The sequence below is a fragment of the Dactylosporangium sp. NPDC000244 genome, assembly GCF_040300725.1.
In the GTDB taxonomy this organism is placed as follows: domain Bacteria; phylum Actinomycetota; class Actinomycetes; order Mycobacteriales; family Micromonosporaceae; genus Dactylosporangium.
This window is the reverse complement of sequence record NZ_JBEPEH010000077.1, coordinates 1-25,368: the sequence shown is the minus strand read 5'-3', so window position 1 is coordinate 25,368 and position 25,368 is coordinate 1. Positions and strand designations below refer to the sequence as shown.

The 25,368-nt window shown below is 70.1% G+C and carries 19 protein-coding genes and 1 pseudogene; 6 read left to right on the top strand and 14 right to left on the bottom strand.

Going from position 1 to position 25,368, the window contains the following annotated elements:
* Positions 1 to 79 precede the first annotated feature (79 nt).
* Positions 80 to 781: a FadR/GntR family transcriptional regulator gene (locus ABT369_RS55945; protein WP_350626605.1), complete on the top strand. Its 702-nt coding sequence runs from the start codon at positions 80 to 82 to the stop codon at positions 779 to 781.
* On the opposite strand, the gene ABT369_RS55940 is transcribed toward ABT369_RS55945, so the two are convergent.
* The 9 genes from ABT369_RS55940 to ABT369_RS55900 form a co-directional block, all read right to left on the bottom strand.
* Complete coding sequence (locus ABT369_RS55940) at positions 717 to 1,631, bottom strand: amidohydrolase family protein (protein WP_350626603.1); 915 nt, start codon at positions 1,629 to 1,631, stop codon at positions 717 to 719. The genes ABT369_RS55945 and ABT369_RS55940 overlap by 65 nt on opposite strands.
* Complete coding sequence (locus ABT369_RS55935) at positions 1,628 to 2,938, bottom strand: enolase C-terminal domain-like protein (protein ID WP_350626613.1); 1,311 nt, start codon at positions 2,936 to 2,938, stop codon at positions 1,628 to 1,630. Before ABT369_RS55935 ends, ABT369_RS55940 begins: the two co-directional genes overlap by 4 nt.
* A 30-nt stretch (positions 2,939 to 2,968) precedes the next feature.
* Positions 2,969 to 4,021 carry an ABC transporter permease gene (locus tag ABT369_RS55930; protein ID WP_350626601.1) on the bottom strand — a complete coding sequence of 351 codons (1,053 nt, stop codon included), beginning with the start codon at positions 4,019 to 4,021 and terminating at the stop codon, positions 2,969 to 2,971.
* Positions 4,014 to 5,537 (bottom strand): sugar ABC transporter ATP-binding protein, encoded by a 1,524-nt coding sequence (locus ABT369_RS55925; RefSeq protein ID WP_350626599.1) that lies wholly within the window; start codon positions 5,535 to 5,537, stop codon positions 4,014 to 4,016. The genes ABT369_RS55930 and ABT369_RS55925 overlap by 8 nt, the downstream gene beginning before the upstream one ends.
* Positions 5,534 to 6,598 (bottom strand): sugar ABC transporter substrate-binding protein, encoded by a 1,065-nt coding sequence (locus tag ABT369_RS55920; protein ID WP_350626597.1) that lies wholly within the window; start codon positions 6,596 to 6,598, stop codon positions 5,534 to 5,536. Before ABT369_RS55920 ends, ABT369_RS55925 begins: the two co-directional genes overlap by 4 nt.
* Before the next feature lie 361 nt (positions 6,599 to 6,959).
* Positions 6,960 to 9,329 (bottom strand): ricin-type beta-trefoil lectin domain protein, encoded by a 2,370-nt coding sequence (locus tag ABT369_RS55915; protein ID WP_350626595.1) that lies wholly within the window; start codon positions 9,327 to 9,329, stop codon positions 6,960 to 6,962.
* Between the two features lies 1 nt (position 9,330).
* The gene (locus tag ABT369_RS55910) at positions 9,331 to 11,724 is read right to left on the bottom strand and encodes a ricin-type beta-trefoil lectin domain protein (RefSeq protein WP_350626593.1); all 2,394 of its coding nucleotides are present in this window, start codon (positions 11,722 to 11,724) and stop codon (positions 9,331 to 9,333) included.
* A gap of 12 nt (positions 11,725 to 11,736) precedes the next feature.
* The gene (locus ABT369_RS55905) at positions 11,737 to 13,725 is read right to left on the bottom strand and encodes an alpha-L-fucosidase (protein WP_350626591.1); all 1,989 of its coding nucleotides are present in this window, start codon (positions 13,723 to 13,725) and stop codon (positions 11,737 to 11,739) included.
* Positions 13,726 to 13,863: 138 nt separating this feature from the next.
* A complete protein-coding gene (locus ABT369_RS55900; protein ID WP_350626589.1) occupies positions 13,864 to 14,922 on the bottom strand; it encodes a ricin-type beta-trefoil lectin domain protein in 1,059 nt (352 codons plus the stop codon).
* A gap of 381 nt (positions 14,923 to 15,303) precedes the next feature.
* Here ABT369_RS55900 and ABT369_RS55895 point away from each other — a divergent pair, with 381 nt between their 5' ends.
* From ABT369_RS55895 to ABT369_RS55885, 3 genes are read left to right on the top strand one after another with little or no spacing between them, the layout of a single operon-like run.
* Complete coding sequence (locus ABT369_RS55895) at positions 15,304 to 16,332, top strand: zinc-dependent alcohol dehydrogenase (RefSeq protein WP_350626587.1); 1,029 nt, start codon at positions 15,304 to 15,306, stop codon at positions 16,330 to 16,332.
* A complete protein-coding gene (kduD, locus tag ABT369_RS55890; RefSeq protein WP_350626585.1) occupies positions 16,329 to 17,090 on the top strand; it encodes a 2-dehydro-3-deoxy-D-gluconate 5-dehydrogenase KduD in 762 nt (253 codons plus the stop codon). The genes ABT369_RS55895 and kduD overlap by 4 nt, the downstream gene beginning before the upstream one ends.
* 28 nt (positions 17,091 to 17,118) lie before the next feature.
* Complete coding sequence (locus ABT369_RS55885) at positions 17,119 to 18,087, top strand: aldo/keto reductase (protein ID WP_350626583.1); 969 nt, start codon at positions 17,119 to 17,121, stop codon at positions 18,085 to 18,087.
* Here the strand turns inward: ABT369_RS55885 and ABT369_RS55880 are convergent.
* From ABT369_RS55880 to ABT369_RS55865, 4 genes are read right to left on the bottom strand one after another with little or no spacing between them, the layout of a single operon-like run.
* Positions 18,084 to 19,244, bottom strand: coding sequence for a mandelate racemase/muconate lactonizing enzyme family protein (locus tag ABT369_RS55880; protein WP_350626581.1), 1,161 nt, complete (start codon positions 19,242 to 19,244; stop codon positions 18,084 to 18,086). The genes ABT369_RS55885 and ABT369_RS55880 overlap by 4 nt on opposite strands.
* A 28-nt stretch (positions 19,245 to 19,272) precedes the next feature.
* The gene (locus ABT369_RS55875; RefSeq protein ID WP_350626579.1) at positions 19,273 to 20,169 is read right to left on the bottom strand and encodes a carbohydrate ABC transporter permease; all 897 of its coding nucleotides are present in this window, start codon (positions 20,167 to 20,169) and stop codon (positions 19,273 to 19,275) included.
* Between the two features lie 7 nt (positions 20,170 to 20,176).
* On the bottom strand, positions 20,177 to 21,094 hold the full coding sequence (locus ABT369_RS55870; protein ID WP_350626577.1) for a carbohydrate ABC transporter permease: 918 nt from the start codon (positions 21,092 to 21,094) through the stop codon (positions 20,177 to 20,179).
* Positions 21,091 to 22,440 (bottom strand): ABC transporter substrate-binding protein, encoded by a 1,350-nt coding sequence (locus tag ABT369_RS55865; protein ID WP_350626575.1) that lies wholly within the window; start codon positions 22,438 to 22,440, stop codon positions 21,091 to 21,093. The genes ABT369_RS55870 and ABT369_RS55865 overlap by 4 nt, the downstream gene beginning before the upstream one ends.
* A 160-nt stretch (positions 22,441 to 22,600) precedes the next feature.
* On the opposite strand from ABT369_RS55865, the gene ABT369_RS55860 reads away from it, so the two are divergent.
* Positions 22,601 to 23,374, top strand: a complete 774-nt coding sequence (locus ABT369_RS55860; RefSeq protein WP_350626573.1) for a FadR/GntR family transcriptional regulator — start codon at positions 22,601 to 22,603, stop codon at positions 23,372 to 23,374.
* A gap of 49 nt (positions 23,375 to 23,423) precedes the next feature.
* Here the strand turns inward: ABT369_RS55860 and ABT369_RS55855 are convergent, their stop codons facing one another.
* Complete coding sequence (locus tag ABT369_RS55855) at positions 23,424 to 24,767, bottom strand: extracellular catalytic domain type 1 short-chain-length polyhydroxyalkanoate depolymerase (protein WP_350626571.1); 1,344 nt, start codon at positions 24,765 to 24,767, stop codon at positions 23,424 to 23,426.
* A 129-nt stretch (positions 24,768 to 24,896) separates the two neighbouring features.
* On the opposite strand from ABT369_RS55855, the pseudogene ABT369_RS55850 reads away from it, so the two are divergent.
* Positions 24,897 to 25,368 (top strand): annotated as a pseudogene (locus ABT369_RS55850) (PaaX family transcriptional regulator); the annotation flags it as partial.

Genomic DNA, 25,368 nt, shown 5'->3' with positions numbered 1-25,368 from the left:
TTGACTCCTTCTCGGCGACCAGACATCAGATGTCTCTATAGTGAGCAACGGTGGACCGAGCGTGCGCGAGGGAGAGACGGTGGCACTGACCGACGAGGCGATCACCAAGATCCGGGCGATGATCCAGAGCGGGGAGCTGCCGCCCGGCTCGCGGCTGCCGCCGGAACCACAGCTCGCCACGCAGATGGGGCTGTCGCGCAGCGGCGTACGCGAGGCGGTGAAGGCCCTCGAATCAGCCCGGGTCCTCGACGTCCGCCGCGGTGACGGGACCTACGTCACCAGCCTGGCGCCGCGCCTGCTGCTGGAGGGCCTCGGACTGGCGGTCGAGCTGCTGCAGGACGACACACTGCTGGAGGTGATGGAGGTCCGCCGGATGCTGGAGCCGGTCGCCACCGGCCTGGCGGCGGTGCGCCTGTCCGACGGACAGCTCGACGAGCTCGGCGGGATCCTCGACGACATGCGCGCCGCCGCCGACGACCACGAGAAGCTCATCCACTTCGACACCGCGTTTCACCGCACCGTCATCGCCGCCACCGGGAACGAGACCCTGACCACCCTGATGGACGGCCTGTCCAGCCGCACACTGCGGGCGCGGGTGTGGCGCGGGCTGATCGAGGGCAACTCCGCGCACACCACCATCGAGGAGCACGACGCGATCTACCGGGCGCTGCGCGCCCGGGACCAGCTGCTGGCACAGGCCAGCGCCCTGCTGCACGTCAACACCTCGGAGGCGTGGCTGCGCGCGGTGCTGGCGGATCGGGCGTCGAACGAGCGGGCCTGACCCGATCCGCCAGGCCGTAGATCCGCGTCGCCGTGCCGGCGTAGATCTCGCCGAGTTGCGCCGCCGGCAGGGCCGGCAACGCCCCGGCCAGGGCATCGCGCACGCCGTGGTAGCTGGAGGCGAGCAGGCACACCGGCCAGTCGGAGCCAAACATCAGACGTTCTGGTCCGAATTCCCGCACGGCGGCCGCGACGAACGGGACGAGATCGTCGGCGGTCCAGCCCGGGGCCGCCTCGGTGACCATCCCGGACAGCTTGGCCGTGACGTTGGGCTGGGCGGCCAACGCGGCGAACGGCTCCCGCCACGACCGCAGCCCGGCCTCGCCCGCGCCGATGCGGGGCTTGCCGAGATGGTCCAGCACGAACCGGAGTTCGCCGACCGCCGCCGCGGCCCGGGCGGCGGCGGGCAGCTGGTCGGCCCGGATGACGAGGTCGAACACCAGCCCGGCGGCGCCGACCGCGGCGAGGCCGCGCCGGACGTCGGGGCGGTCGAGGTAGTTGGGATCGGCTTCACCCTGCACCTGTGCGCGCACGCCGACGAGCAGCTCGCCGCCGTCCAACCGGCGGTAGCGCTCCAGGGTCTCCGTCACGTCACCGGCCGCGATGTCGATCCACGCCACGACGCCCACGATCGGCTCGGTGTCCGTGGCGATGGCCAGCAGGTCCGCCGCCTCGTCCGGGTGGCACCGCCCACCCTCGACGAGCACGGTGGCGTCCACGCCGTTGGCATCGAGCTCGGCGATCAGATCGGCGGCGCCGAACGGCCGCCGGATCCGCTCCAGGCCGGGCTCGTCCAGCCATTGATAGCCGCGCTCCGGCTGCCACAGGTGGTGATGAGCGTCGACGATCATGCCGCCTCCCCGATCGCCCACGCCGGGCCGTCCGGGAACCGGTACGCGGCCAGCGATGCCGGCACCATCTCCGCGCTCATACCGGGCGCCGTCGGTGCAGCGTACCGGCCGCCCCGGATCCGCACCGGGTCGGTGAAGTGCTCGTGCAGGTGGTCGACGTACTCGATGAAGCGGTTCTCGGTGGTGCCGCTCACCGCCGCATAGTCGAACAGGGCCAGATGCTGCACCAGCTCGCACAGCCCGACCCCGCCGGCATGGGGGCAGACCGGCACCCCGAACTTGGCGGCCAGCAAGAGAATCGCGAGGTTCTCGTTGACGCCGCCGACCCGGCACGCGTCGATCTGCACCACGTCCACGGCGCCCGCCTGCAGGAGCTGCTTGAACATCACCGCGTTGTGCACGTGCTCACCGGTGGCCACCTTGATCGGCGCCAGGGCCCGCCGGACGGCGGCGTGGCCGAGCACGTCGTCGGGCGACGTGGGTTCCTCGATCCAGTACGGATCGAACCCGCGCAGCTCCCGCATCCACCGGATGGCGTCCGGCACGCCCCAGATCTGGTTGGCGTCGACGGCGATGCGGATCGCCGGCCCGACGGCCCGGCGGGCGATACCCATCCGGCGTACGTCGTCGGCGAGGTTACCGCCGACCTTCAATTTGATCAGCTGATACCCGGCCTCGACCGCCTCGACGCAGAGCCGTTCGAGCTTCGCATCGTCGTACCCGAGCCAGCCCGGCGTCGTGGTGTAGGCGGGATACCCCTCGTCGAGCAGCAGCCGCTCCCGTTCCGGCCGGCCCGCGGCGCCGGTCCTCAGCAATTGCAGCGCCTCGTCCTCGGTGAGCGCGTCACGCAGGTAGCGGAAGTCGATCTGCGCGACCAGAGCCTCCGGTGACAGTCCCGCCAGCAGTTGCCACAGCGGCCTACCGGCCCGGCGCGCGGCCAGGTCCCACACGGCGTTGACGAGCCCGCCGGCGGCCATGTGGACCACGCCCTTCTCCGGGCCGAGCCAGCGGATCTGGCTGTCGCCGATCAGCTGCCGGGCCAGGCCGCCGGGGTCGGCGACGAGCTCGTCGACGGCCCGCCCGGTCACCATGGTGGCCAGTGACCGCACGGCCGCCACCTGGATCTCCGTGCCGCGGCCGACGGTGAACACCAGCCCGTGGCCCTGGGAACCGGCGGTGGTGTGCAGGACGACGTAGGCCGCGGAGTAGTCCGGAAACGGGTTCATCGCGTCGGATCCGTCGCGGTGCCGCGACGTCGGGAACCGCACATCGAGGACGTCGACGGACGAGATGCGTTCAGTCACGATGCTCCTGAAATAGTGCCGCGCTGCGGGCGGTCAGTTCTGGGCCTTGCCACCGGTCAGCCGTGAGACCACGAGTGCCACGAGGATGACGGCGCCGTTGAAGAAGTTCGTCCACTGGGCGGGCACGCCGGCCAGCGTCAGGACGTTGAGGATCAGGAACAGCAGGAGGACGCCGGTGAAGGCCCCGAAGAGCGTGCCCTTGCCCCCGTTGAGACTGACCCCGCCGATGACGGCGGCGGCGAACACCTGAAAGATGGCGCCGCTGCCCTGGGCCGCCGGTACCGCCGCCAGCCGCCCGCTGATGAGCAGCCCCGCGAGTGCCGCGAGGGCACCCGCCACGATGAGCGTGAGCCAGAGGATCCGGTCGGTGCGGATGCCCGCCGCCCGGGCCGCGTCGGCGTTGCCACCGATCGCGTAGAGCGCCCGGCCCGGGCGGGTGAAGCCGAGCACGACAATGCCGATCGCGAACAGCGACAGCGACACCCACACCGAGGCCGGCACACCGAGCCAGACCGTGGAGCCGAGGTACGTCATCGACTCCGGCAGCGCGAAGAACGTCTTGCCGCCCGAGATACCGGTCAGCAGGCCACGCAGGACGATGAGCATGCCCAGCGTGACGATGAACCCGTTGAGGCCGAACCGGACGATGAGCAGCCCGTTGAACGCGCCGACCAGCGCGCCGATGACGAGCACGACCGGCATGGCCAGCGCCGGCGGCAGCACGTGGACCCCGAGGCCGTGCGTGACGGCCGGATCGACGATGAGCCAGGCGGCGACCCCCGGCGCGAGACCGAACGTCGACTCCAGCGAGAGGTCCATCTTGCCGGTGATGAGCACGATGGTCTCGGCCAGCACCACGATCGAGATCTCCGACATGCTCTGCAGCACGTTGATGATGTTGTCCGAACTGAGGAACACGGGATTGACGATGAAGCCGACGATCGCGACCACGACGATCGCCGGTATCAGCGCCACGTCCCGGAGGCGGGCGATCGCCGGCGGCCGGCGCGGGGAGTGGGACGGTGCCACGGGCGGCCGCTCGGTGCCGGCCGGGAGCGTGGTGTCGGTGGGGAGTGCGTCAGGCATGGTCGAGTTCGACCCCCTCCATCGCGGCAACGAGTTCGTGGTCGGTCCAGCCGTACGGTTTCTCGCCGATGACCCGCCCCTGGAACATCACCAGCACCCGGTCGCAGATGCGCAGGTCATCGAGATCGTCCGAGACGACCAGCACGGTGGTTCCGCGCTGCCGGACATCGTCCACGGCGGTCAGCAGGGTCTGCTTGGAGCGCACGTCGACGCCGGCGGTCGGCGTGATGAGGACCAGCAGCCTCGGCGCACCGGCCAGGGCCCGGCCCAGGACGACCTTCTGCTGATTGCCTCCGGAAAGCTCGGCGGCGGGCACCTGCGGCCCGTCCGCCTTGATGGTCAGCTCGCCGATGATCCGCCGGGTCAGCCCGTCACGGCGGGCCGGTGAGAGCAGCCCGTACCGCCGGATGCGGCCGGGCACCGCCATCGTCACGTTCTCGGCGATGCTCAGCAGCGGGACCAGACCCTCCCGGTGCCGGTCCTGCGGCACGAGGCCGACGCCGGCGTCGAGGGCATCCGGGACGCTGCCCGGCCGCAGCGTCCGGCCGTCCACCGCGACGCTGCCCGAGGCGGGACGGGCCAGACCCGCGATCACCTCGGCCACCTCGACCTTGCCGCTGCTGCCCCCGCCGGCGATCCCGACGACCTCCCCGGCGGTCGCGTCCAGCGACAGCTCGGCGCCGGAGTGCGTGCGCAGCTGCCGCACGCGGAGCCGGACCGCGGCGCCGGTGTCACGGGGCCGGGGCGCCGCCGTGGGCAGGCTGACGTCCTCACCGGTCATCGCCGACACCAGCGCTTGACGGTCGAGCTCGGCCACCGGCGCGGTGCGGATGTGCCGGGCGTCGCGCAGGACGGTCACCCGGTCACAGAGCTGGTAGATCTCCTGGAGATGGTGGCTGATGAACAGGAACGTCACGCCCTGTTCGCGCAGCGCCCGGAGGCGCTCGAAGAGCCGGAGGATGCCGGCCGCGTCGAGCTGCGCGGTCGGCTCGTCCAGGATGATGAACCGCGCTCCGAACGACAGGGCTCGCGCGATCTCCACGAACTGCCGCTGCTCCACCGACAGCGTCCCCGCCGGCCGGCGGACATCGACGTCGACCGACCATTCGGCCAGCAGCCGCTCGGCGTCGCGGTGCAGTGCCCGCCATCGGATCAGCCGGTCGGGCCCGCGGGCGTGCCGGTTGAGAAACAGGTTCTCGGCAACGGTCAGCGCCGGGATGATCGTCGACTTCTGGTACACGCACGCGACCAGCTGCCGCCACGCCTGCCGGTCGCCGAGCGGCGGCGCGGGCCGCCCGTGGAAGGCCACCGAGCCCGCGTCCGGGGCCTGCAACCCGGTCAGGATGCTGACCAGCGTCGACTTCCCGGCGCCGTTGCGCCCCACGAGGGCGTGCGCTTCGCCGGGCCGCACGACGATGCCGGCGTCGGCGAGCGCGACCGTCGAGCCGAATCGCTTGGTGATGTGCACGGCCTCGACGACGGGTGCGCCGCCCGGCCGCGGTCCGGTGGAGCTCATGCGTTGTTGCCCCACAACGACTTGTCGTCGAACTTCACCGTCGGCCGGCCGCCGATCGTGGCGCCATCCAGCGTCACCAGCGGGGCCGCCAGCTGGTCCTCGAGGACACCGTCGCGGACCTGGATGATGGTGCTGCCGTGATCGGTCGGGCCCGGCTGGAACGTCTTGCCCTCGATGGCGGCCTTGACGTAGTACAGCCCGTATTTGGCGAACAGGTCGGCCGGCTGGCTGACCGTGGCGTCGATCAGGCCGGCCTTGATGTCCTTGAGCTCTTCGGGGATGCCGTCGTTCGACACGATGAAGACGTGCTTGGGGTCGGCCGGCGGCACCTGGAGGCCGCGCTGCCGGAGGATCTGCAGCGTCCCCGACAGGGCGAAGGACGACTCCATGTAGATGCCTTTGACGTCCGGGTCGGAGGTCAGCCGCGTCTGGAGTTTCGTCGCGGCGACGTCGCCCTTCCAGTCCGTCGCCTCACCGAAGACGGTGATGCCGGGGTAGTTCTTCTTCATGCACTCGTTGAAGGCCTCGGTACGGTCGCGGCCGTTGATCGAGTCCAGGCCGCCCTGCAGCATGACGACCTTGCCCTTGCCGCCGAGCTTCGTCCCGAGGAACTGGCAGGCGTTCGTGCCGTAGGCGCGGTTGTCGGCTCGCACGACCATGAAGACCTTGCCGCTGTCCGGGCGGGTGTCGATGGTGACGACCGGGATCTTCTTGGTGGCCAGCTGCTGCAGCGTGGGGGCGATCGCGGCCGTGTCCTGCGGGGCCATCACCACGCCTTTGACGCCCTGGCTCTGAAACGTCTGCACGTTGGAGATCAGGGTGGCGATGTCGTTCTGCGAGTTCGTCGTCTTGAGCTCGACGCCGAGCTCCTTCGCCGACTGCGGCACGTACTTGATGTAGGAGTTCCAGAAGTCCGTGTCGGAGCGGGGATAGTCCACGCCGATCAGGGGCGCGGATCCACCGCCGCCCGGCGATGCGTCGTCCTTGCCGCAGGCAGCGGTGAGCGAGACGGTGCTCAGCACCACCGTCAGGCTCAGTCCCAGTAGCGCGTTGCGGTTCACCGGGTCTCCTTGGTCGTGGGAACGCTCGATGCCGCAGCGCGGCCGCCGGCGTCGGACCGGCTGCACGGCGCGCTCGGGGGTGCGTCGAGCACGCGGATGTCGGGGTGTCGGCCGCTGGCAGGCGGGGCCGCGCTGGAGGGGTGTGCATGTCGTCGCCGGCGACCGGCGACGACATTCATCAGATGTCTTTATAGATCCGATGCGCCTCCGTGTCCAGAGTGTGTGGAGACTTGGCCGTTCCACCGACGACACATCTGATGTTTCGGTGTCGCGCCTCCGCGGGGCCGACCCAGGCGTGACATGGCGGTGGCCGCCGCGGGAAGGCGGCGGCCACCGGCCGGACCACAGGAGCACCTCGATGTCAGGCTCGGGACCACTGCTGGTTCGCGGCGCCGCCGCAGTCCCAGATCTGCACCCGGGTGCCGTTGGCCGTGCCGTTGCCGCTCACGTCGAGGCACTTGTTCGCGCCGACTGCCGTGATCGTGCCGTTGCTGTTGAGCCGGAACTGCTGGTTCGTCTGGCCGTTGCAGTCCCAGATCTCCACGGCGGTGCCGTTGGCGGTGCCGCGGCCGAGCACGTCGAGGCACTTGGCCCCGTTGTAGACCCGCAGCTCACCGGCGGCAGTCGCGGTGAACTGCTGGTTGGCGCCGCCATTGCAGTCCCAGATCTCGGCCAGGGCTCCGTTGGCCGTCGACGCGCCGGTGATGTCCAGGCACCGGCCCGATGCCTGGCCACGCAGCGTGAAGGCACCACCGCCGGTGCTGCCGCCGGAGACGCCGGCCGCGGCTATGACGGCGCGGGCGCCGCTGGGCCAGTTCCCGCCGCTGACGACGACGGTGCCGCTGTTGGTGTTGCCGCGCGAGCCGGTCGTGACGTTCGTCGTGCTGCTCGTGGTCCAGTTGTTCGTCAGCGTCAGGTTGCCGGTGTTGTTGTTCGCCCAGGCCTGGGTGTACGCCCAGGTGCCGACGTTCTCGAGGACGTTGTTCGACGCCGACACGTACCGCGAGCCCTCGTCGAAGTACATGCCGAGCCAGCCGTTGGTGTTACGGAAGTAGTTCTGGTCGACGGTCGTGCCCGGGCTGGCCGAGAGGTGGTAGAACGCGCCGCCGTCGGTCATCTGCTGCACCACGTCGTGGACGAAGTTGGCGGTGACATGGTTGTTCGCCGCGACGGTGGCGGTGGTGTACCGCGGCTGATAGTTGTAGAGCCCGCGGTCGATGTAGTCCTGGCTGCCGCCGGGATCGTTGGAGCCCCAGCCGTAGCCCAGTGCGATGCCGGTGTACGGCAGGTTGTAGACCTCGTTGTGGGCGATCGACGACCCGGCCGTGTAGGTCATGAGCACGCCGGCATGGCTGCGGTACTCGATCGCCACGTCATGGATGACGTTGTTGCTGATCGTGATGCCACTGTTCGTCATGCGCGAGTCGCTGGGGTGGTGTGCATCGGCCTGCACGCCGCCGACGACGATCCCTCCGGCCGAGAGCGAGTCGAACGTGTTGCCGGTGACGGTGACGTTCGAAGCGCCGAGGCCGACGCCGGTGGCGTGCGCGTTGGCGTCGTTGCCGATGCCGAGCCCGACCTGGCCGAGGTCGGTGAACCGGTTGCCGGCGAACGTGATGGCGCTGGCCGCCGAGACCTGCACCGCGGCCGGCATCTGCCGCCACCCGGGCCGTGTGGCCTCGAACAGCGGACAGCCCGACTGGCACGACGTCAGGGCGTCGCCCGGCCGGCTCAGGTTGCCGAAGAGGTAGGCACCGGTCTGCTGGTCGGCGTAGCCCTGGCCGGTGCTGGGCTGCTGCCAGCTGGTGTTGGCGAACTGCAGGCCGCTGAAGGACAGGTTGTGCGCCGGCGCAGCGTAGCTGCCGCCGACCCGCAGCAGCGACTCGAGCCGCGGCAGCTCGACGTCCACCGTGCTCATGTCCTGCCCGGAGAGCGGCTTGTAGTAGAGCACGCCGGCAGCGGTGTCGAGGTACCACTCCCCCGCCGCGTCGAGGAACTCGCGGGCGTTGACGAGATACAGCGGCCCGGCCCGGAACGGCTTGCTGAGCGTGTCGTAGCCGAAGGTGTTGTTGTTCCACGCGGGCTGCTGCATCGTGATCGTGTTGCCGGCGATCGACTGCACCGGCGCATACCGGTCGGTGAACGAGTCCACCGACTCCACCTCGACCCGGCTCTTGTTCGCCAGGTTGTTGAGGTAGGACAGGGCGCCGTTGGTGAAGCTGAGCCCCGTCGTGGAGATCGTGAAGTCGCCCCGGTTGACCTGTGTGCGGGCCCGGGTGGCGATGCGCCCGTCGACGTAGAGTTGCCGGCTGTCGACGCCGGTGCCGACACTCGCCTTCCAGATGTTCTGCCCGGAGTCGGCCGGCGTCCAGCCGGTGACCCGCTGCCCGCCGGAGATGACCGGCCGGGCCCCGGACGCGGCCTGCCAGGACACCGTGTATCCGTTGGTCCCGGAGTCCGCGGCGGTGAACGTCAGCGGTGTGCCGAGGGTGTACGTACCGCCGGCGAGCTGGATGATGATGTCCCCGCTCATCGACGGGGCGGCGGAGCGGACCGCGGCCTGGGCCTGCGTCAGCGAGCAGGGTTGCGCGGCGGTACACGATGTGCCGGAGCCCGTCGGCGACACCGACAGGGTGGTCATGACGGCGGCCGAAGCCGGTGCCGTCAGGCCGGTGAGACCCCCGGCAACGACGAGCGCCGCGGCGGCCAGAACGGCTCGTACTCTGGACATGTCAGCTCCTGGTCCACAGCTGGTTGCTGCCGTTGTTGCAGGTCCACAGGATCACCGGGGTGCTGTTGGCCGTCCCGGCACCGCTCGCGTCGAGGCACAGGCCGGACTGCACGCCGGTGACGGTGCCGTCGGCGTTGACGTTCCACTGCTGGTTGGCCTGGCCGTTGCAGTCCCAGATGACGACCCTGGTGCCGGGGGTCGTTGCCGCGCCCTCGGCGTCGAGGCACTTGGAGCCGTACACCTGCAGCTGTTTGCCCCCGGTGAGCGTCCATTGCTGGTTCGCACCGCCGTTGCAGTCCCACAGCGCCAGCCGGGTGCCGTTGGTCTGTGCCTGGGACGGGACGTCGAGGCAGCGGCCCGCGTTGAGGTTGCGCAGCGGGGCCGTGGCGCCGCCGGAGCCGCCGGGGCCGGCCACGACCGAGAGATTGTCGAACTGGGCGGTCTCGCCCTGGCTGGTGCCGAAGCCGACCTGGCCCGAGCCGTAGGCGCCGTCGGTGACGGTGCCGACCGTGGTGCCGTCGACGGCCGCGGTGATCGTGCTGCCCGAGAAGCCGAGCGCCAGACTGTGCCAGCGGTTCAGGCCCAGCGCTGCGACCGTACCGCTACGAAGGGTTGTGAGGTTGCCGCCGCTGCTGTTGCGCAGGATCGACCAGGCGCCGGCGTCGGTGACGCGCAGGTAGTAGGCGTTCTGGTTGCCGATCGGGTCGAGGTTCTGGCTGCCGACCCGGCCCTCGAGCTGGACGTAGCCGGACTTCTCCAGCAGCGCGTCGGCGGAGACGGTGTAGTTGGCCCAGGACAGGTTGCCGCCGTAGGTGCTCGGCTCGGCGAGGGTCTTCCAGGTGATCGGCGCCTGGGGCGAGGACTGCCGCAGGCACAGGCCGGAGCGGCCGGCCCCGCACGCCGCCGTCTCGAACGCGCCCTGCATGTCCTGCAGGTATCTGGGCAGCCGGCCGGCGGCGTAGCCGTCGAAGGTGTCGGTGTAGGGCAGCGCCAGCGCGCCCTGGGCGGGGCTGGTCGCGGCGCCCTTGCCTTGTCCGGTCGTGGTGGTGATGGAGTAGAGGTAGCCGGGCTGGACGGTCAGGGAGAACGCGCCCCCGGACGGCGTGATGTCGGTGGCGTGGCGGAACTGATCGGCCGTGTTGCTGGAGTTGAGGTTGGTCGACCAGACGTGGACGGTTCCGGTGGACAGCCCGCCGGTGGTGGTGAAGTTGAGCGTCTGCGCGGCGCTCGCGTCCATGGTCTCGATGATCGTGCTGTAGTCAGTGTTGTTCGTCGACTTCAGGCTGACGTAGCTGCCGTTGTTGCGGTTGCCGCCGATATAGCCGCTGGAGGAGTCGAGGTACTTCCAGCCGGGCGCGGTGAACTGAGTGGTGTGGGCGAGGGCCCAGGCGTCCTTGCCGACGGCGTACCAGCCCGACCACGGCTGGTTGGCCAGCACCAGCCCGACGGTGCTCCACGGCACGTTCGGGGTGATCGCGGCGATGAGGTCCCAGTTGAGGTAGGCGGTCATCTTCCCGTCGATGTAGCCGCGGTTGATACCCCGTGCGAGGGGCTTGGCGCCGTCGTTGTAGTCCTGGGAGCCGCCTTCGCTGTCCCAGAGCGTCTCGCCCGAGTTGAGGGCGTTGGCCGACACCGTGCAGGTGGTCTGGGCGCTGAGGTAGCCGCACGGGTAGTGCCCGCTGAGCACGTCGATGGCGTTGCGCAGAGACGCGTTGCCCGCGACGGCGTTGGCCGGGTTCCAGCTGCCGGGGTAGTCGTCCCCGAAGATGATTTTCACGCCGCTGTACCCGTTGGCGTCGAGCGCGCTGCGCAGGCTGATGGTCCAGTTGGCGTCGGTCCGCTTCTCGTTCTGGGCCGCGGTGAGGTAGTCGATGGTGAGGTTGTGCTGTTTCGCGCAGCCGAGCCACGAGATCAAATAGTCGATCATGTCGGTGGACATGAAGTTACCGTTGCCGATCCAGCCCGGCGCACCCCAGGCCAGGCCGGCCAGCTTGATGCCGGGGTTGCGGGCCTTGGCCTGCTCCATGCTCCACCACTCGTAGCCGCGGTTGCAGTTCAGGTCGCCGCGGAAGTGCGCGTGGCTGGGCTCGGAGCCGCTGGTGGAGTTGGTGTCGCCGCCGATCTCGACCTTGAGGATCTGCAACGCGGCGCCGTAGCCCGGGCTGAACAGGTAGTCGAGGATCTGGCCGCGCTGGGGTTCGGGGTAGTCGATCAGCAGCCGGCTGTTGCCGCCGCCGCCGCTGACCGCGCCGACGCCGTCGAAGGTCCGGCCGCCGGAGCCGCCGTTGACGGTGATGGAGGTCGCGGCCGCGGCCGGCCCGGCGGCCGCCACGACGACGCCGGCCGCGGCCAGCAGCACACCGGCCAGCGCGGCGAGAGGTTTGTTGCGTAGCACGGGTGGCCCCCTTCAGACGGCGGTGATGGTCCACTGGTTGTTGGTGCTGCCGTTCGGCGCCCACAGGACGGTCGCCGACCCGGCCGCGGTGCTGCCCGCGCCGTCCAGCGCGGTGCCCGTGCCGCGGTTGATGATCTGGTACCGCCCGTTGCCGACGCTGTTGAGCCGCCACTGCTGGTTGTTGCCGCCGTTCCAGGCCGCCTGCATCGCGTTCGCGCCGTTGGCGGTGTTGCCCCAGCTGTCGGCGACCATTCCGTTGGTGCGGTTGACGATGCGGACGTAGCCGGTGCCGAGGTCGACCAGCTGCCACTGCAGGTTCGTGCTGCCGTCGTAGTTCCACTGCTTGAGCACCGACCCGGACGCGACGCTGCCGCCGCTGTCGAGCACCAGGCCGGTCGTGGCGTTGGCGATGCGGACCCAGCCGGTCGTGGTCCCGCCGTTGCCGAGGGCGGGGATCTGGCCCGAGAACGTCAGCCGGACCACGTACGCGCCGGCGCTGTACGGAGCGCTCGACGAGGGCATCGTGATGTGCAGGCCGGAGCCGTCCTGAGTGCGGGCCGGCAGGTTGATGGCGGTGCCGGCCGTCGAGCCGAGCAGTTCCACCGCGCCGAGGGAGCCGAGGTTGATCCGGTTCGAGCTCAGCGTCGTGATGTGCAGTGTGCTGCCGGGCCAGCCCAGCACGGTGGCGTACAGCACCCGGTTGTCCTTGCTGCGGGTGAACCGGATGTCCTGGGCGGTGCCGGTGCGCGGCGTCTGGAAGGAGCCGCCGCCCATCTGCGTCGGGCCCTCACCGAAGACGGTCCAGGCCCGGGTCGCGTACACCGACTCGCCGAAGCGCTTGAGGTGCTCGCCGATCGCGAGCAGGATGCCGCGCTGCCCGGACGGGATCGTGCCGTCGGCCATCGGGGCGATGTTGAGCACCATGGTGCCGTTCTTGCTGACCCGGTCCAGCAGGGCGTGCAGCAGCGCGGTGGCCGGGTAGTAGCCGATGCCGCTGGTGTAGCACCAGCTCGAGCTCGAGACGCTGTCGTCGGTGAGCCAGTACGGGCTCTGGATGTCGGCCGGGCCGCCGCGCTCGAAGTCGTAGACCTCGCCGCGGTTGTTGAAGCCGTCCTTGTAGGTGGCGGCCACGTCCTTGTTCCACGCGACCGCGCGGTTGTAGTAGTACGACAGGAAGTTCAGCCGCTGCGCCTCGGTCACCTGGCCGAGGTTGAAGTCCTGGAAGATGATGTCGGGCTGGTAGCCGTCGATGACCTCACGGAGCTTGTCGTACCACAGCTGCTGCTCGGCCGCGCCGAGTTGGCCGTAGAGCTTGCGCAGGCTCGAGTCGGACTGCTGCGGGACCCACTGGTAGTAGCCGGTGAAGTTGTAGGCGTGGTGCAGCGAGACGTACAGCCGCAGGCCCTTGGCCCGGATGGCGTCGGCGTGCAGCCGCAGCAGGTCCAGGCGCGGCCCTTTGGCGACCGAGTTCCACTCGTTGACACTGCTGTTCCACATGGAGAAGCCGTCGTGGTGCTCGGCGACCGGGCCGGCGAACTTCGCGCCGGCGTCGGCGAACAGCTGGGCCCACGCGTCGGGGTCGAAGTTGCCACCGGCGGACGCGAGCTTCGGTGCGAACTGCACGAAGTTGCCGGCCTTGTCGCGGGCCCCGTTGATGAAGTTGTGGTACGGCCACACCGACGGATCGCCGTAGACGGCCTTGTGGTGGTTGTTCTCGTTCGAGCCGTTGTTGTACATGTTGCGCGGGTACCACTCGCTGGCGAACGCGGGGACGCTGAAGGCGCCCCAGTGGTAGTAGATGCCGAACTTGGCGTCCTGGAACCACTCCGGCGCGGGCGGGTGCTGATCGACCGACGACCAGGCCGCGGTGTAGCTCTGCGGGCCGCTGGTGGCTATGGCGGCGCCGGGCCTCGACAGCCCGGCGGTGGTCGCCGCGACGGAGGCGGCAGCCGTCGTCAGCAGCAGCCGTCGGCGGGACAGCGGCAGGGAGGAGATGGACATAGCGGTGACCTCGCAATCCTGAGGCAAGCAGTAATACGTCATATGTCCAGGTGGGAAAAGAAATGCCTTGCGGCGGGTGGTCGTAGGCGATGCCTGATCGCCTACGACCTCCGATAGGTCCCTTCGCGTGGCGGGCGCTCAGGCCCGGGTCCAGCGCTGGTTCGCGGCGGCGGTACACGTCCAGAGGATGACCGTGGTGCCGTTGGCGGTGGCGTTGCCGTTCACGTCGAGGCAAAGGCCCGCCGCGGCCGAGGCGACGGTGCCATCGGTGTTGAGCGTCCAGCGCTGGTTGCTGCCACCGTTGCAGTCCCACAGCTGAACCTTGCTGTTGGTGGTGGCGTTGAGCGGGGCGTCGAGGCACTTGCCGAGCATGTCGGGATCATTGAAGTGCCCGGGGCCCGCGTAGCCGCTCAGCGGGACGGTGACGTTGACGATGTTCTGGATGCCCATCGGGTAGCCGTTGGTCTGGCCGGTGTCCCAGGCGTTGGTGATGTCCTCGGTGGTGCGCCACAGGTTGGCGACGTCGCCCCAATTGCGCTGCGGCCCCGTCTTCGCGTGGATGCTGTTGGGGTTGATGCTGTACACGATCGGCCGCCCGGACGCGGCGAGCGCGTCGCGCATCCTGGCGAAGGTGTTCACCTGGTCGGTGATCGAGCCGGTGGGCGAGCACCAGTCGTACTTGAGGTAGTCCACGCCCCAGGCGGCGAACTGCCGGGCGTCCTGGGCCTCGTGGCCCTGGCTACCAGTGGCCCCCGGGTAGGAGCCGAAGTATTGGGCGCAGGTCTTGTCCAGCGGAACCTCGTACAGCCCGAACTTCAGGCCGCGGCCGTGCAGGTAGTCGCCGAGCGACTTCATGCCGCTCGGGAATCGGGTCGGGTCACCCTGCAGATTGCCGGAGGAGTCCCGGCTGGGGTTGAACCAGCAGTCGTCGACGACGACGTACTGGTAGCCCAGGTCCCGCAGCCCGCTGCCGACGATGGCGTCGGCCATCTGCCGGATCAGGTTCTCGTTGATGTTGCAGCCGAAGGTGTTCCAGCTGTTCCAGCCCATCGGCGGGGTTCGGGCGGCACCGTTCTCCAGTGCCTGGGCATTGGGCGGGTGCAGCACTGCGGTGGCGGCCGCGACCAGGATCAACACGGCTGCGGCGAGGGTGGCCCAGCGCCGGGATGAGCGGCGCCGGCCGGAGGCGGAGAGCATGAGGTCAGTCCTTCTGGCGGTAGGGACTTCACCATTGTTAGCGCTAACAGACTGGCACCCGAACGAGCACCTAAGTTATCGAGGTCGATGAGATTGCCACATGATGCCTGCTGAATCAAGTCGCGGCGGCAATTCGCGGAAGAGTGCGATGTAATTTTCCGCAATTGTCGAACAGTGACACGAAATGTGTTCGCGTCATAACAGTTTTCGCTCGAGAGATGCGTCCCGGATCTTTCCGTTATGCCGATCCCGCGACGGGAGTCGCGACGAGCACTGCCGCGCCGGGTCGTTGACGGAAGACATCATACGAGTTATGTTTCCGACGCGTCGCAGCCGCCCGCCCGCGGCCGCCGGTCGACATGAAGGGTGAGCAGGGTATCGATGAGAGCAGTCGTGTATCACGCCCCGCGCCAGCTCAAGGTCGAGAGTCGCTCCGCACAGGACCCCGGCCCGGGCGAGGTTCGCATCGCGGTGGCCTACACCGGGATCTGCGGCACCGACCTGCACATCCTCCACGGGGACATGGACGGCCGGGTCGGCCCGACCGCCGTGATCGGCCATGAGATGTCCGGCTGGATCGACGCGGTCGGGCCAGAGGTCCAGGGCTGGTCGGCCGGCCGTCCGGTCACAGTGATGCCCACCCGCTCGTGCGGGCACTGCCATGCCTGCCGGCGCGGCAACACCCACATCTGCCACGCGATGCAGTTCCTCGGCATCGACTCTCCCGGCGCCATGCAGTCCCTGTGGAACGTGCCGGCCGACCTCGTCCTGCCGCTGCCCGGCGGCCTGCCGCTCGAACACGCCGCGCTGGTCGAACCGGTCGCCGTGGCGGTGCACGATGTACGCCGGGCGAACGTCGCCGGCGGTGACCACGTGGTCGTGATCGGCGGCGGTCCGATCGGCACGCTGATCGCGATCGTCGCCCAGCAGCACGACGCCCGTGTGGTGCTGCTGGAGCCCGACCCGTTCCGCCGGTCCGTGGCCGCCGAGCTCGGCATCGAGGCCCTCGACCCGCGGGCCGCCGATGCGGTCGGATTCGTCCAGGAGCGCACCGACGGCGCCGGTGCCGACATCGCCTTCGAGGTATCCGGCTCCGCCGAGGGCGTCTCAACCGCCGTCGACGTGCTCACCACCCGGGGGCGTCTGGTCATGGTGGCCATCCACGCGCAGCCCCGGCCCGTGAACCTGCACCGGTTCTTCTGGCGCGAACTCGAGCTGTTCGGGGCCCGGCTGTACCAGCGCGAAGACGTGGAACAGGCGATCCGGCTCATCGAATCGGGCGCCGTTCCCGCGGCCCGGCTGATCTCGCGGATCGAGCCGGTCGAGGCGGTCGGCGCCGCCTTCGCCGCCCTGGAGTCCGGCGGCCGGGTCATGAAGGTGCTGCTCGACTGGCGGGAGCCGGCCCGGTGAGCAAGCTGTTCGATCTGACCGGGCGGCGGGCGCTCGTCACCGGCGCGCGGCGAGGCATCGGACTGGCCATGGCCGAAGCACTGGCCGGGGCCGGGGCCGACATCATCGGCGTCTCCGCACAGCTCGAGCCGACCGGCAGTGAGGTCGAGCGCCGGGTGCGCACGGCCGGGCGCGACTTCACCGCCCTTCGCGCCGACTTCGCCGACCGCGCGTCCGTCCACCGGCTGGTCGGCGAGCTCGATCAGCACGGCCCGGTCGACATCCTCGTGAACAACGCGGGCATGATCGCCCGCGCACCGGCCGCCGAGCATCCGGACGAGCTCTGGGACCAGGTCCTCGAGGTGAACCTGCGCAGCCAGTTCGTCCTGACCCGAGCCATCGGGAAGACGATGCTGGAGCGCGGCCGGGGAAAGATCATCTTTACCGCTTCGCTGCTGAGCTTCCAGGGTGGCATCAACGTGCCGGGTTACACGGCCGCGAAGTCGGGCGTGGCCGGGCTGGCCAAGGCACTGGCCAACGAGTGGGCCGCCCACGGCGTGAACGTCAACGCGATCGCCCCCGGGTACATCGCCACCGACAACACCCAGGCGCTGCGCGACGACCCGGTCCGCAACCGGTCGATCCTCGACCGCATCCCGGCCGGGCGCTGGGGCCGGCCCGACGACCTGGCCGGCGCCACCGTGTTCCTGGCCGCACCGGCGTCCGACTACGTCAACGGCGCGGTGCTGCCGGTCGACGGCGGCTGGCTCGGCCGATGACCGGCAGCCGGGCCGCGGCGTGACCGCAGTGTCTCTCCCCCGCCGCCCGGCGATACGGTTCACCGCTCTCGGGTTCGGTGCCGCCCAGGGCGGGAACCTCTACCACGCCACGAGCGACGAGACGTTCGCCGCGGCGGTCGACGCCGCCTGGGACGCCGGCGTGCGGTACTTCGACACTGCGCCGCACTACGGGCTCGGCCTGTCCGAACGCCGCCTGGGCGCGGCGCTGCGCGACCGGCCGCGTGACTCCTACGTGGTGTCGACGAAGGTCGGCCGGCTGCTCGTGCCCACACCCGAGACCGCGCACCGCCGCGACCCCGAGGGCTTCGACGTGCCGGCGAACCACCGCCGGGTCTGGGACTTCAGCCGCGACGGCGTCCGTCGCTCGCTGGAGGCGAGCCTGCGGCGGTCCGGCCTGGACCGGTTCGACATCGTCTACCTGCACGATCCGGACGAACACTGGCACCAGGCGGCCACGGAGGCCCTGCCCGCCCTCGCCGACCTGCGCGGCCAGGGCGTCATCGGCGCCATCGGCGCCGGCATGAACCAGTCGGCGATGCTCGCCCGCTTCGTCCGGGAGACGGACGTCGACCTGGTCATGTGCGCGGGCCGCTACACACTGCTCGAGCAGGGCGCCGCGCACGACCTCCTGCCGGCCGCGCGGCAGCGCCGGGTCGGCGTCATCATCGCGGGCGTCTACAACTCAGGGCTGCTGGCCCGGGACCGGCCCCCGGACGACGCCACCTACGACTACCGGCCGGCTCCGGCCGACCTGCTCCAGCGGGCCCGGCGCATCGCGGCGATCTGCACCGAGCACGGCGTCAGCCTGCCGGAGGCCGCGCTCGCCTTCGTCCGCGGCCATCCGGCGGTGGTCTCGACCGTGGTCGGCCTGCGCAGCCCGGCGGAGGTGACCGAAACCGTCCGCCGGACCGCGGCCGTCGTGCCGGCCGCACTCTGGCCGGCGCTGCGCGCCGCCGGGCTGATCGACCCGGCTTAGGGTTCCTCCCGGCCGGCGTCCGGCTCCGGCACCAGTCGCAGCCCGGCCCGGGCGGGCCGGACGTGCGGGCCGGCCGTCGCGGCCGGCGGATCGGCGGCCTGGGCCTGCTGAATCCACTCCTCGTCGACCCGGATCCCCAGGCCCGGCTCGTCGCCGAGGACGATCCCGCCGTCCTGGAACTCCTGGTCGACATGCAGGCCGATCGGTGCGACCAGATCCTGAACCTCGGAGGTGAGGTGGTTCGGCACCGCGGCGGCGGCGTGGGCCAGAGGGTTCGCGTGGTGGGCCACCGGGCTCACCGGCAGATCGCGGCCGTGCGCCACGGCGGCCACGCGGAGGAAGTGCGTGATGCCCCAGACGTTGCCCGCCTGGACGATGTCGACCGCGTCGGCGTCCAGCAACGGCCGGTACTGTTCGAGGCCGGTGAGGTTCTCCCCGGTGGCGACGGCGGCGCGCACGCCCCGGCGCACGGAGGCCAGCCCCGCGGCATCCCAGCGGCGGACCGGTTCCTCGATCCAGGTCAGGTCCACCCGCTGCTCCAGGGCGGTGACGAAGCGAACGGCCTGCGACCGGTGCCACGACTCGTTCGCGTCGAACATCAGGGCGGGCCGCGTCGTGTTGCGCCGCAGCACGTCGCGGACGGCCTCCAGCCGGCGCAGATCGTGGTCGAGGTCGCGGCCGCCCTTGAGCTTGGCGGCGCAGAAGCCCCGATCCGTGAAGCGCTCGTAGAGTGCGACGAGGTCGTCGTCGTCCAGCGCGATGTCCAGCCCCGAGGCGTAGCCGGGGACGAACCGGTCGCGGCCGCCGAGCGTGCGCCAGAGCGGCTCGCCGATCGCCTTGGCCTTGAGGTCCCACAGCGCCATGTCGATCGCACCGATCGCGCCGAAGGTCGCACCGTTGTGCCCGTTCTTGAACACCCGCGCGAGCATCCGGTCGTAGAGGACCGACACGGCCCTCGGATCCTCGCCCTCCACGGCACCGAAGACGCGGTTGATGTCACCGTGGGCGCCGATGCCCACGCCCTCCAGCCCGTCGTCGGTCTCCAGGATCAGCACGTGCACGTCGGTGCGGGGCCCGGCCATCACGCCGTTGACGTCCCCGATGAGCCGGCCCCAGTCGTGCTGGGTGGTCAGGCTCCGATACCCGGTGACTTTCACAAACGCTCCTTGTCGGCATGGGTGGCGCTCACTCCTTGGTGCCGCCTGCCGTCATGCCCGCCACCAGGAAGCGCTGCGCGAACAGGAAGACGATCAGCACCGGCAGCACCGACACGACCGTCGCCAGGGCGAGCGTCGGCAGCTGCACGGACTGGGTTCCGGCGGAGCTCGGGTTGAACGCCGGGGTCGAGGCGAGCAGTGCGGTCAGGCCGACCTGCACCGGGTAGCCGTCGCTGGACGGCAGCATGACGAACGGCAGGAAGAAGTTGTTCCAGGTCTGCACGAAGCTGAAGAACCCGACCAGCGCCACGACCGGCGTGGCCAGCGGCAGCGCGATCCGGGTGAACACCTCCAGCTCGGTGCACCCGTCGATGCGGGCCGCGGCGAGCAGGTCGCGCGGCAGGCTCGTGGAGAAGTAGATGTAGGTGAGGTAGACGCCGAACGGGAAGAACGACATCGGCAGAATGACCGACAGCGGGCTGCCGATCAGGCCGACCACGTTGAGCTCCAGGAAGATCGGCAGTACCAGCGCGGTGTTCGGCATCAGCATCACGATCAGCGTCAGCACGAGCAGGGACCGGCGGAACCGGAACTCGGTCATCGCCAGCGCGTACCCGGCGGGGATGCTGACCACGAGCGTGATGGCCAGGGCGCCGAGCGCGTACAGCGCCGAGTTGCCGATCCAGGCGGTCACCGCCCCGTCCTGGAACTCGAGCAGTTCCCGCCAGTTCGCGGCCAGATCTCCGATGCTGCCGGGCCGGAACGGGTGGCCGACGAGCAGCTCCCGGGCCGATTTGGTCGTCGCCAGCAGCAGCCAGACGATCGGGACGGCGAAGAACAGCACGAACACGGCCACCACGACCGAGACGATCGTCCGGCCGGCCCAGCCGGTGGCCGTACCCGCGCCGAGCCGGGGATTCGCCATGGACATGTCAGTCCCTCTCGAACAGCCCGCCGCGCGTCACGAAGACAGCCGACAATGCGAGGGCGATGATCAGCAGCAGCAGCGCGACGGCTGCCGCGGCGTTGAAGTCGTTCTGCTGGAACGCGTAGAGGTACGCCAGCTGGTTGAGCGAGTAGTCGTTGGGCACGACGGCGTTGCTCGCCTGGGACAGCAGCTGCGGCTCGACGAACAGCTGCGTGCCGGCCGCGAGGGACATGATGCCCATGTACGAGATCCACTTGCGCAGCAGCGGTAACTGGATGCGCCAGGCGATCTGGAGCGTGCTAGCGCCGTCGATGCGGGCCGCCTCGATCATGTCGGGGCTGACGTTGTTCAGGGCGCCGTACATGATCACGATCCATCCGCCGGCGCCGGTCCAGAAGGCGATGACGGCGAAGATCGGCGGCAGGTTGCCGGGTGCGATCACCTGGTTGAAGCTGGTGAATCCGGCCAGCCGCAGCAGCCCGGCCACCGGGCTCGCGGTCGGGTCGAGCACGAACAGCCACAGCAGCACGCTGGACGCGCCCGCGACCGCGCCCGGCAGGTAGAAGACCAGCCGGAGCGCCCGGCTCAGCCAGCGGACCCGGATCGCGTGCACCACGATCGCCAGGAACGTGACCAGCACGATCAGGGCGACCAGCCAGGTGAGCAGGAAGGTGGAGACGTGACCCACTGCCGGCAGGAACCGGAAGTCACCGAACACCTTGACGAAGTTGCCCGCGCCGGCGAAGCCGCCCTCACCGTCGGTGAACGCGAGGAACACGGCGTACAGCGCCGGGAACACACCGAACACGGCGGCCAGGACCGTGTAGGGCACCACGAACCCGTAGGACATCGCGCGGTGGTGCCCGCTCGTCGACCGAGGCCGCGCGCCCACCGGGCGCGCGGCCTCACGCACGATCGTCATGCGACCGTGTATCCGTCGACCTGAGCCTGGTTCTTGATAGCCGTCTGCCACTCCGGCAGCAGGCCGACGAGGCTCTTGCCGCCGGCGATAGCCGGGGTGACGGTCTTGGCCCAGATCGCCTCCTGGCTGAAGATGCCGGAACCCCAGCCGTTCCAGATCTGGGTGCCCGCCTTGATCAGCGGCTGCAGGTCGGTGGCGTAGTAGCCGCTGGACTCCTGCTTCTTGATCCATTTGTCGGCGGCCGGCGCGTAGGCGGGGTAGCCGGGGGCGAGATTGACCTGGTAGTCGTCGGCGGTGGTGACGAACTCGGCGAACTTCGCGGCGGCCTTGAGGTTCTTCGAGTGGCTGCTGATGAACCAGGTGCCGCCGCCCACGTTGCCGGTCACCGCCTCCTCGCCTCGCCACGGCAGCGGCGCGGCGACGCCGAGCTCGCCCTTGGGGACGTTGAGCGACTGCGGGTTGTTGAAGATGGCGCCCGAGTACCACGCCGGGCCGGGCATCATGAGCACCTTGCCGGTGTAGGTCTTGACGAACTCCGGGGTGAAGACGCTGACCGACGGGGTGGTGCCGTTCTTGATGAGCACGTCGAGCATGGCCGCAACCCTCTTGCACTCCGTGCTGCCGGTGTTCACCGTCACCGACTTGGGTCCGGTGATGCCGTTGGCCTGGCATTTGCCGCTCCAGAAGTACACCTCGGGGGCAAAGGAGTCGCCGACGCTGCCGACGATGTAGCCGGGGTGCTCGCGGCCCACCCGCTCGCCGAGGGCCTGGTACTCCTCCCACGTGGCCGGCAGGGTGTAGCCGAACTGCTGCAGCAGTGCCTTGTCGTACCAGAGCACTACCTGTGCCAGGTCGTTGCGCAGGCAGTACACCTTGCCGCCGACGGTGCAGGGATTCAGCGCCCCGGCGGTGAAGTCGGCCAGGGTCTTCTTGTCCACGAGCCCCTGGTCGAGCACGGCGGCGAACGCCTGTTTGCCGTTGGTCGCCTGGCTGGCCCAGGCGGCGTCGTTGTTCTGGCTCGAGAAGACCACGTCGGGCCACCCACTGCCGGCGCGGTCGAAGAGCTGCATCTTGGTCCGGAAGGAGTTCGATCCGTTCGCCGACCCGTCGTAGGTGACGACCTCGAGCTTCACGTCCGGGTTGGCCTTCTTGAACGCGTCCACCGCACCCGCACGGTCGGCGTCGACCCAGACGGTGATCGTCGCCTTGTCGTCCTGGGCGACCTGCGGAAAGCCGTACGAGCCCTCGGATGTTCCGCCGGACTTGCCGCAACCGGCGAGGGTGAGGGTGACGGCGAGGGCGGCAGTGCTGATCACGGCGAGCCGGCGGCGGCAAATTTGTCTCATTCGCAACATATGCACGTCCTTATCGGTGAGGCCCTGTTGCGCAAGATGTCACTGCGACGAAATGTAAGGGCATACGTATGATGTTTGCAAGCGCCAGATCGGCCGCGGCCGTACACTGTCCGCGGGCCGTGCCACGACAGCCGCGCCCGACGGAGGATCCATGACGACATCCCAGGCCGAACCGGACGGCCACGCCGTCGCGCCGCCGGCATGGGTACGGCGCCCGGCCAACCTGGGCCGGGCGGTCACCGCGGAACTGGTGGAGCGCATCGTGCGCGGTGTCCATCCGCCCGGCACGCCGCTACCGCCCGAGCCGGCCCTGTGCGAGACGTTCTCGGTCAGCCGCACCGTGATCCGCGAGGCGGTGAAGGTGCTGCAGGAGAAAGGGCTCGTCCAGGTCCGCCAGGGCAGCGGCACCGTCGTGACGCCGCCGTCGAAATGGAACATGCTCGACGAGCTCGTGCTCGGCACGGCCGTGGCCGAGGACGAGAGCCTGGCGATCCTCGACGACCTCGTCGTCACCCGGCGCCTGCTCGAGTCGGACATGGCCCACGTCGCGGCGCGGCTGGCAGACGATCCGACCATCGAGCGGCTGCGGGCGACGGTCGAGCAGATGGACGAACTCGTCGACGACCACGTCACCTACGAGGAGTACGACCGCACCTTCCACGACATGATCATGGAGGCGTCCGGGAACCGCATCGCCCGGGCCGTGGTGAAGGCGCTGGTGAGCCAGGTGCTGCACACCGCGCGCTACGTCGGGCGCACGGACCGGACGCTGTGCATCGCGTCGAATCTGGGGCACCGGCGGATCTACGAGCGCATCGCCGCCCGCGACCCGGAGGGCGCCGCCGCCGCGATGTTCACCCACATCAGCGATGCCTGGCTGATCCGCCGCGGCGGCCCGAGCGACGCGGCCCGGCTGCAGCGGTAGCGCCGGTCCCGGCCGCGGCGACCCAGCGCCGCGGCCGGAACGTCCGGTGTCACCCGAGCGTGCAGGCGGCACCGTTGAGGGCGAACGCCGCCGGGCGGGCGGTGTTGCCGGTGTGTGTGGCCTGGAAGCCGATCGTCGTCGACGCGCCCGGTGCGAGCGCGCCGTTGTAGCTCATGTTGCGTGCGGTCACGGCCCCGGAGACCGGGCTGTATTGGGCGTTCCAGCCCGAGGTGATGGTCTGGCCGGACGGCAGCGTGAAGGTCAGCGCCCAGCCGTTGACAGTGCTGCTACCGGTGTTCGTGATGGAGATGCTCGCGGTCAGCCCGGTGTTCCAGGCGCTGGTCGTGTCCGTGACGCGGCAGGCGGCTCCGCCCGGTGGCGGGCTCGAGACCGGCGGACTGGACACGGGCGGACTGGAGACCGGCGGGCTGGAGACCGGCGGGCCGCTGGTGCCGCCGGTGCCGGTGAGGCCGAAGAACGCGACGGCGTACGCGGCCATGCCGGCCGAGGGCAGGCTGTGCCCGGCGCCCTGGATGCTGTACGCCTCGACCTGCACCGTACCGGTGGAATCCGCGTAGCGGCGGCGGTTCCAGCCGGACTGCGGTGTGTCGGTGGACGTCGGCGACTGGCTCAGGCCGAACACGTTCGTCCACTGTTCGATCTCCTCCTGCAGCAGCGAGTACGGCACGAGCGTGTCGCTGGTGCCGTGCCACAACTGCATCCGCGGCCGCGGCCCGGAGTACCCCGGATACGCCTGCCGGACCGCATCGCCCCACTGCTGCGGGGTGCGGTCCATGCTGCCGCCGGTGCACCGGCTGGTGCCGGGCGGATAGTCCGCGGCGTTGGCGAAGCAGGTGAACGGCACGCCCATGAACGCCGCACCGGCCTTGAATACGTCCGGGTACAGGGCCAGCATCTCATTCGTCATCATGCCGCCGGATGAGCTGCCGGTCGCGTAGACCCGGTTCGGGTCACCGCCGTACTGCTGCTGCGCGTACGTCACCATCGACACGATCGACACCGGGTCACTTCCGCCGCCTCGCCGCTTGGCCGCGTCGGACCAGGTGTCGAAGCAGTTGCCGAAGCCGGCCTGCTGCGTCGCGGTCGGGTAGATGACGATGTAGCCGTACCGGTCGGCCAGGCTCGCGAACTCGCTGCCCGAGTAGAAACCCGGGCCGGAGCCGCCGCAGCCGTGCATGGCGACCACGATCGCCGGGTGGGCCGGTCGCGCGTCCGGGACGTACACATGCATGCGCATGCCGCCCGGGTTCGCGCCGAAGTTGGTGACCTCGGTCAGCGTCGCCGCGTATGCGGGCCGCAACGCCACCAGGGTCAGCCCGGCGAAAGCGAGCAACGCCACCGGGCCGAGCAAGAGTCTCCATATGAAGCGCATGCGCCTACTCCTCGTCTGGTCGGACGGATCACGGCGCGGCTCCCAAGCCATCGTGCGGCATTTAGTGTGTACCCGGGACACATAAGTGTCAATCGATGTGGAGATCAGCCGAGGCGCTACAGTCGGGCCGTGGCCGACCCGTTCGACATCGAGGAGATCTTTCCGGACGACGACGAGCCGGTGCGGCTCCCCCGGCGGCAGTCCGGACCGGCGCCGCAGGGCCTGGCCGTGACGCTGATGGCGGACTACACCCTGCGGACCCGCGCGTGGCTGCCGTCGGCCGCTATCGTGGCGCTGCTGATCGAGTCCGCGGTGAGCGAGGCGGGCGCCCGCACGGCGATCAGCCGGCTGGCCCGCCGCGGTGTGCTGCAGGGCCGGCGGAACGGCCGGCACAGCTCCTACCGGCTGGCCACCGCCGCGGCCGACCAGCTCTCGGCCGGCGGTCAGTGGATCGTGTCGTCGGCGGCCGGGGCGGAGCCGTGGGACGAGTGCTGGACCCTGATCGCGTTCTCGCTGCCGCAGCAGGAGCGCGCTCGCCGCCGGGAGCTGCGCAACCGGCTGCGCTGGCTGGGGTACGCGCCGCTGTACGACGGGCTGTGGA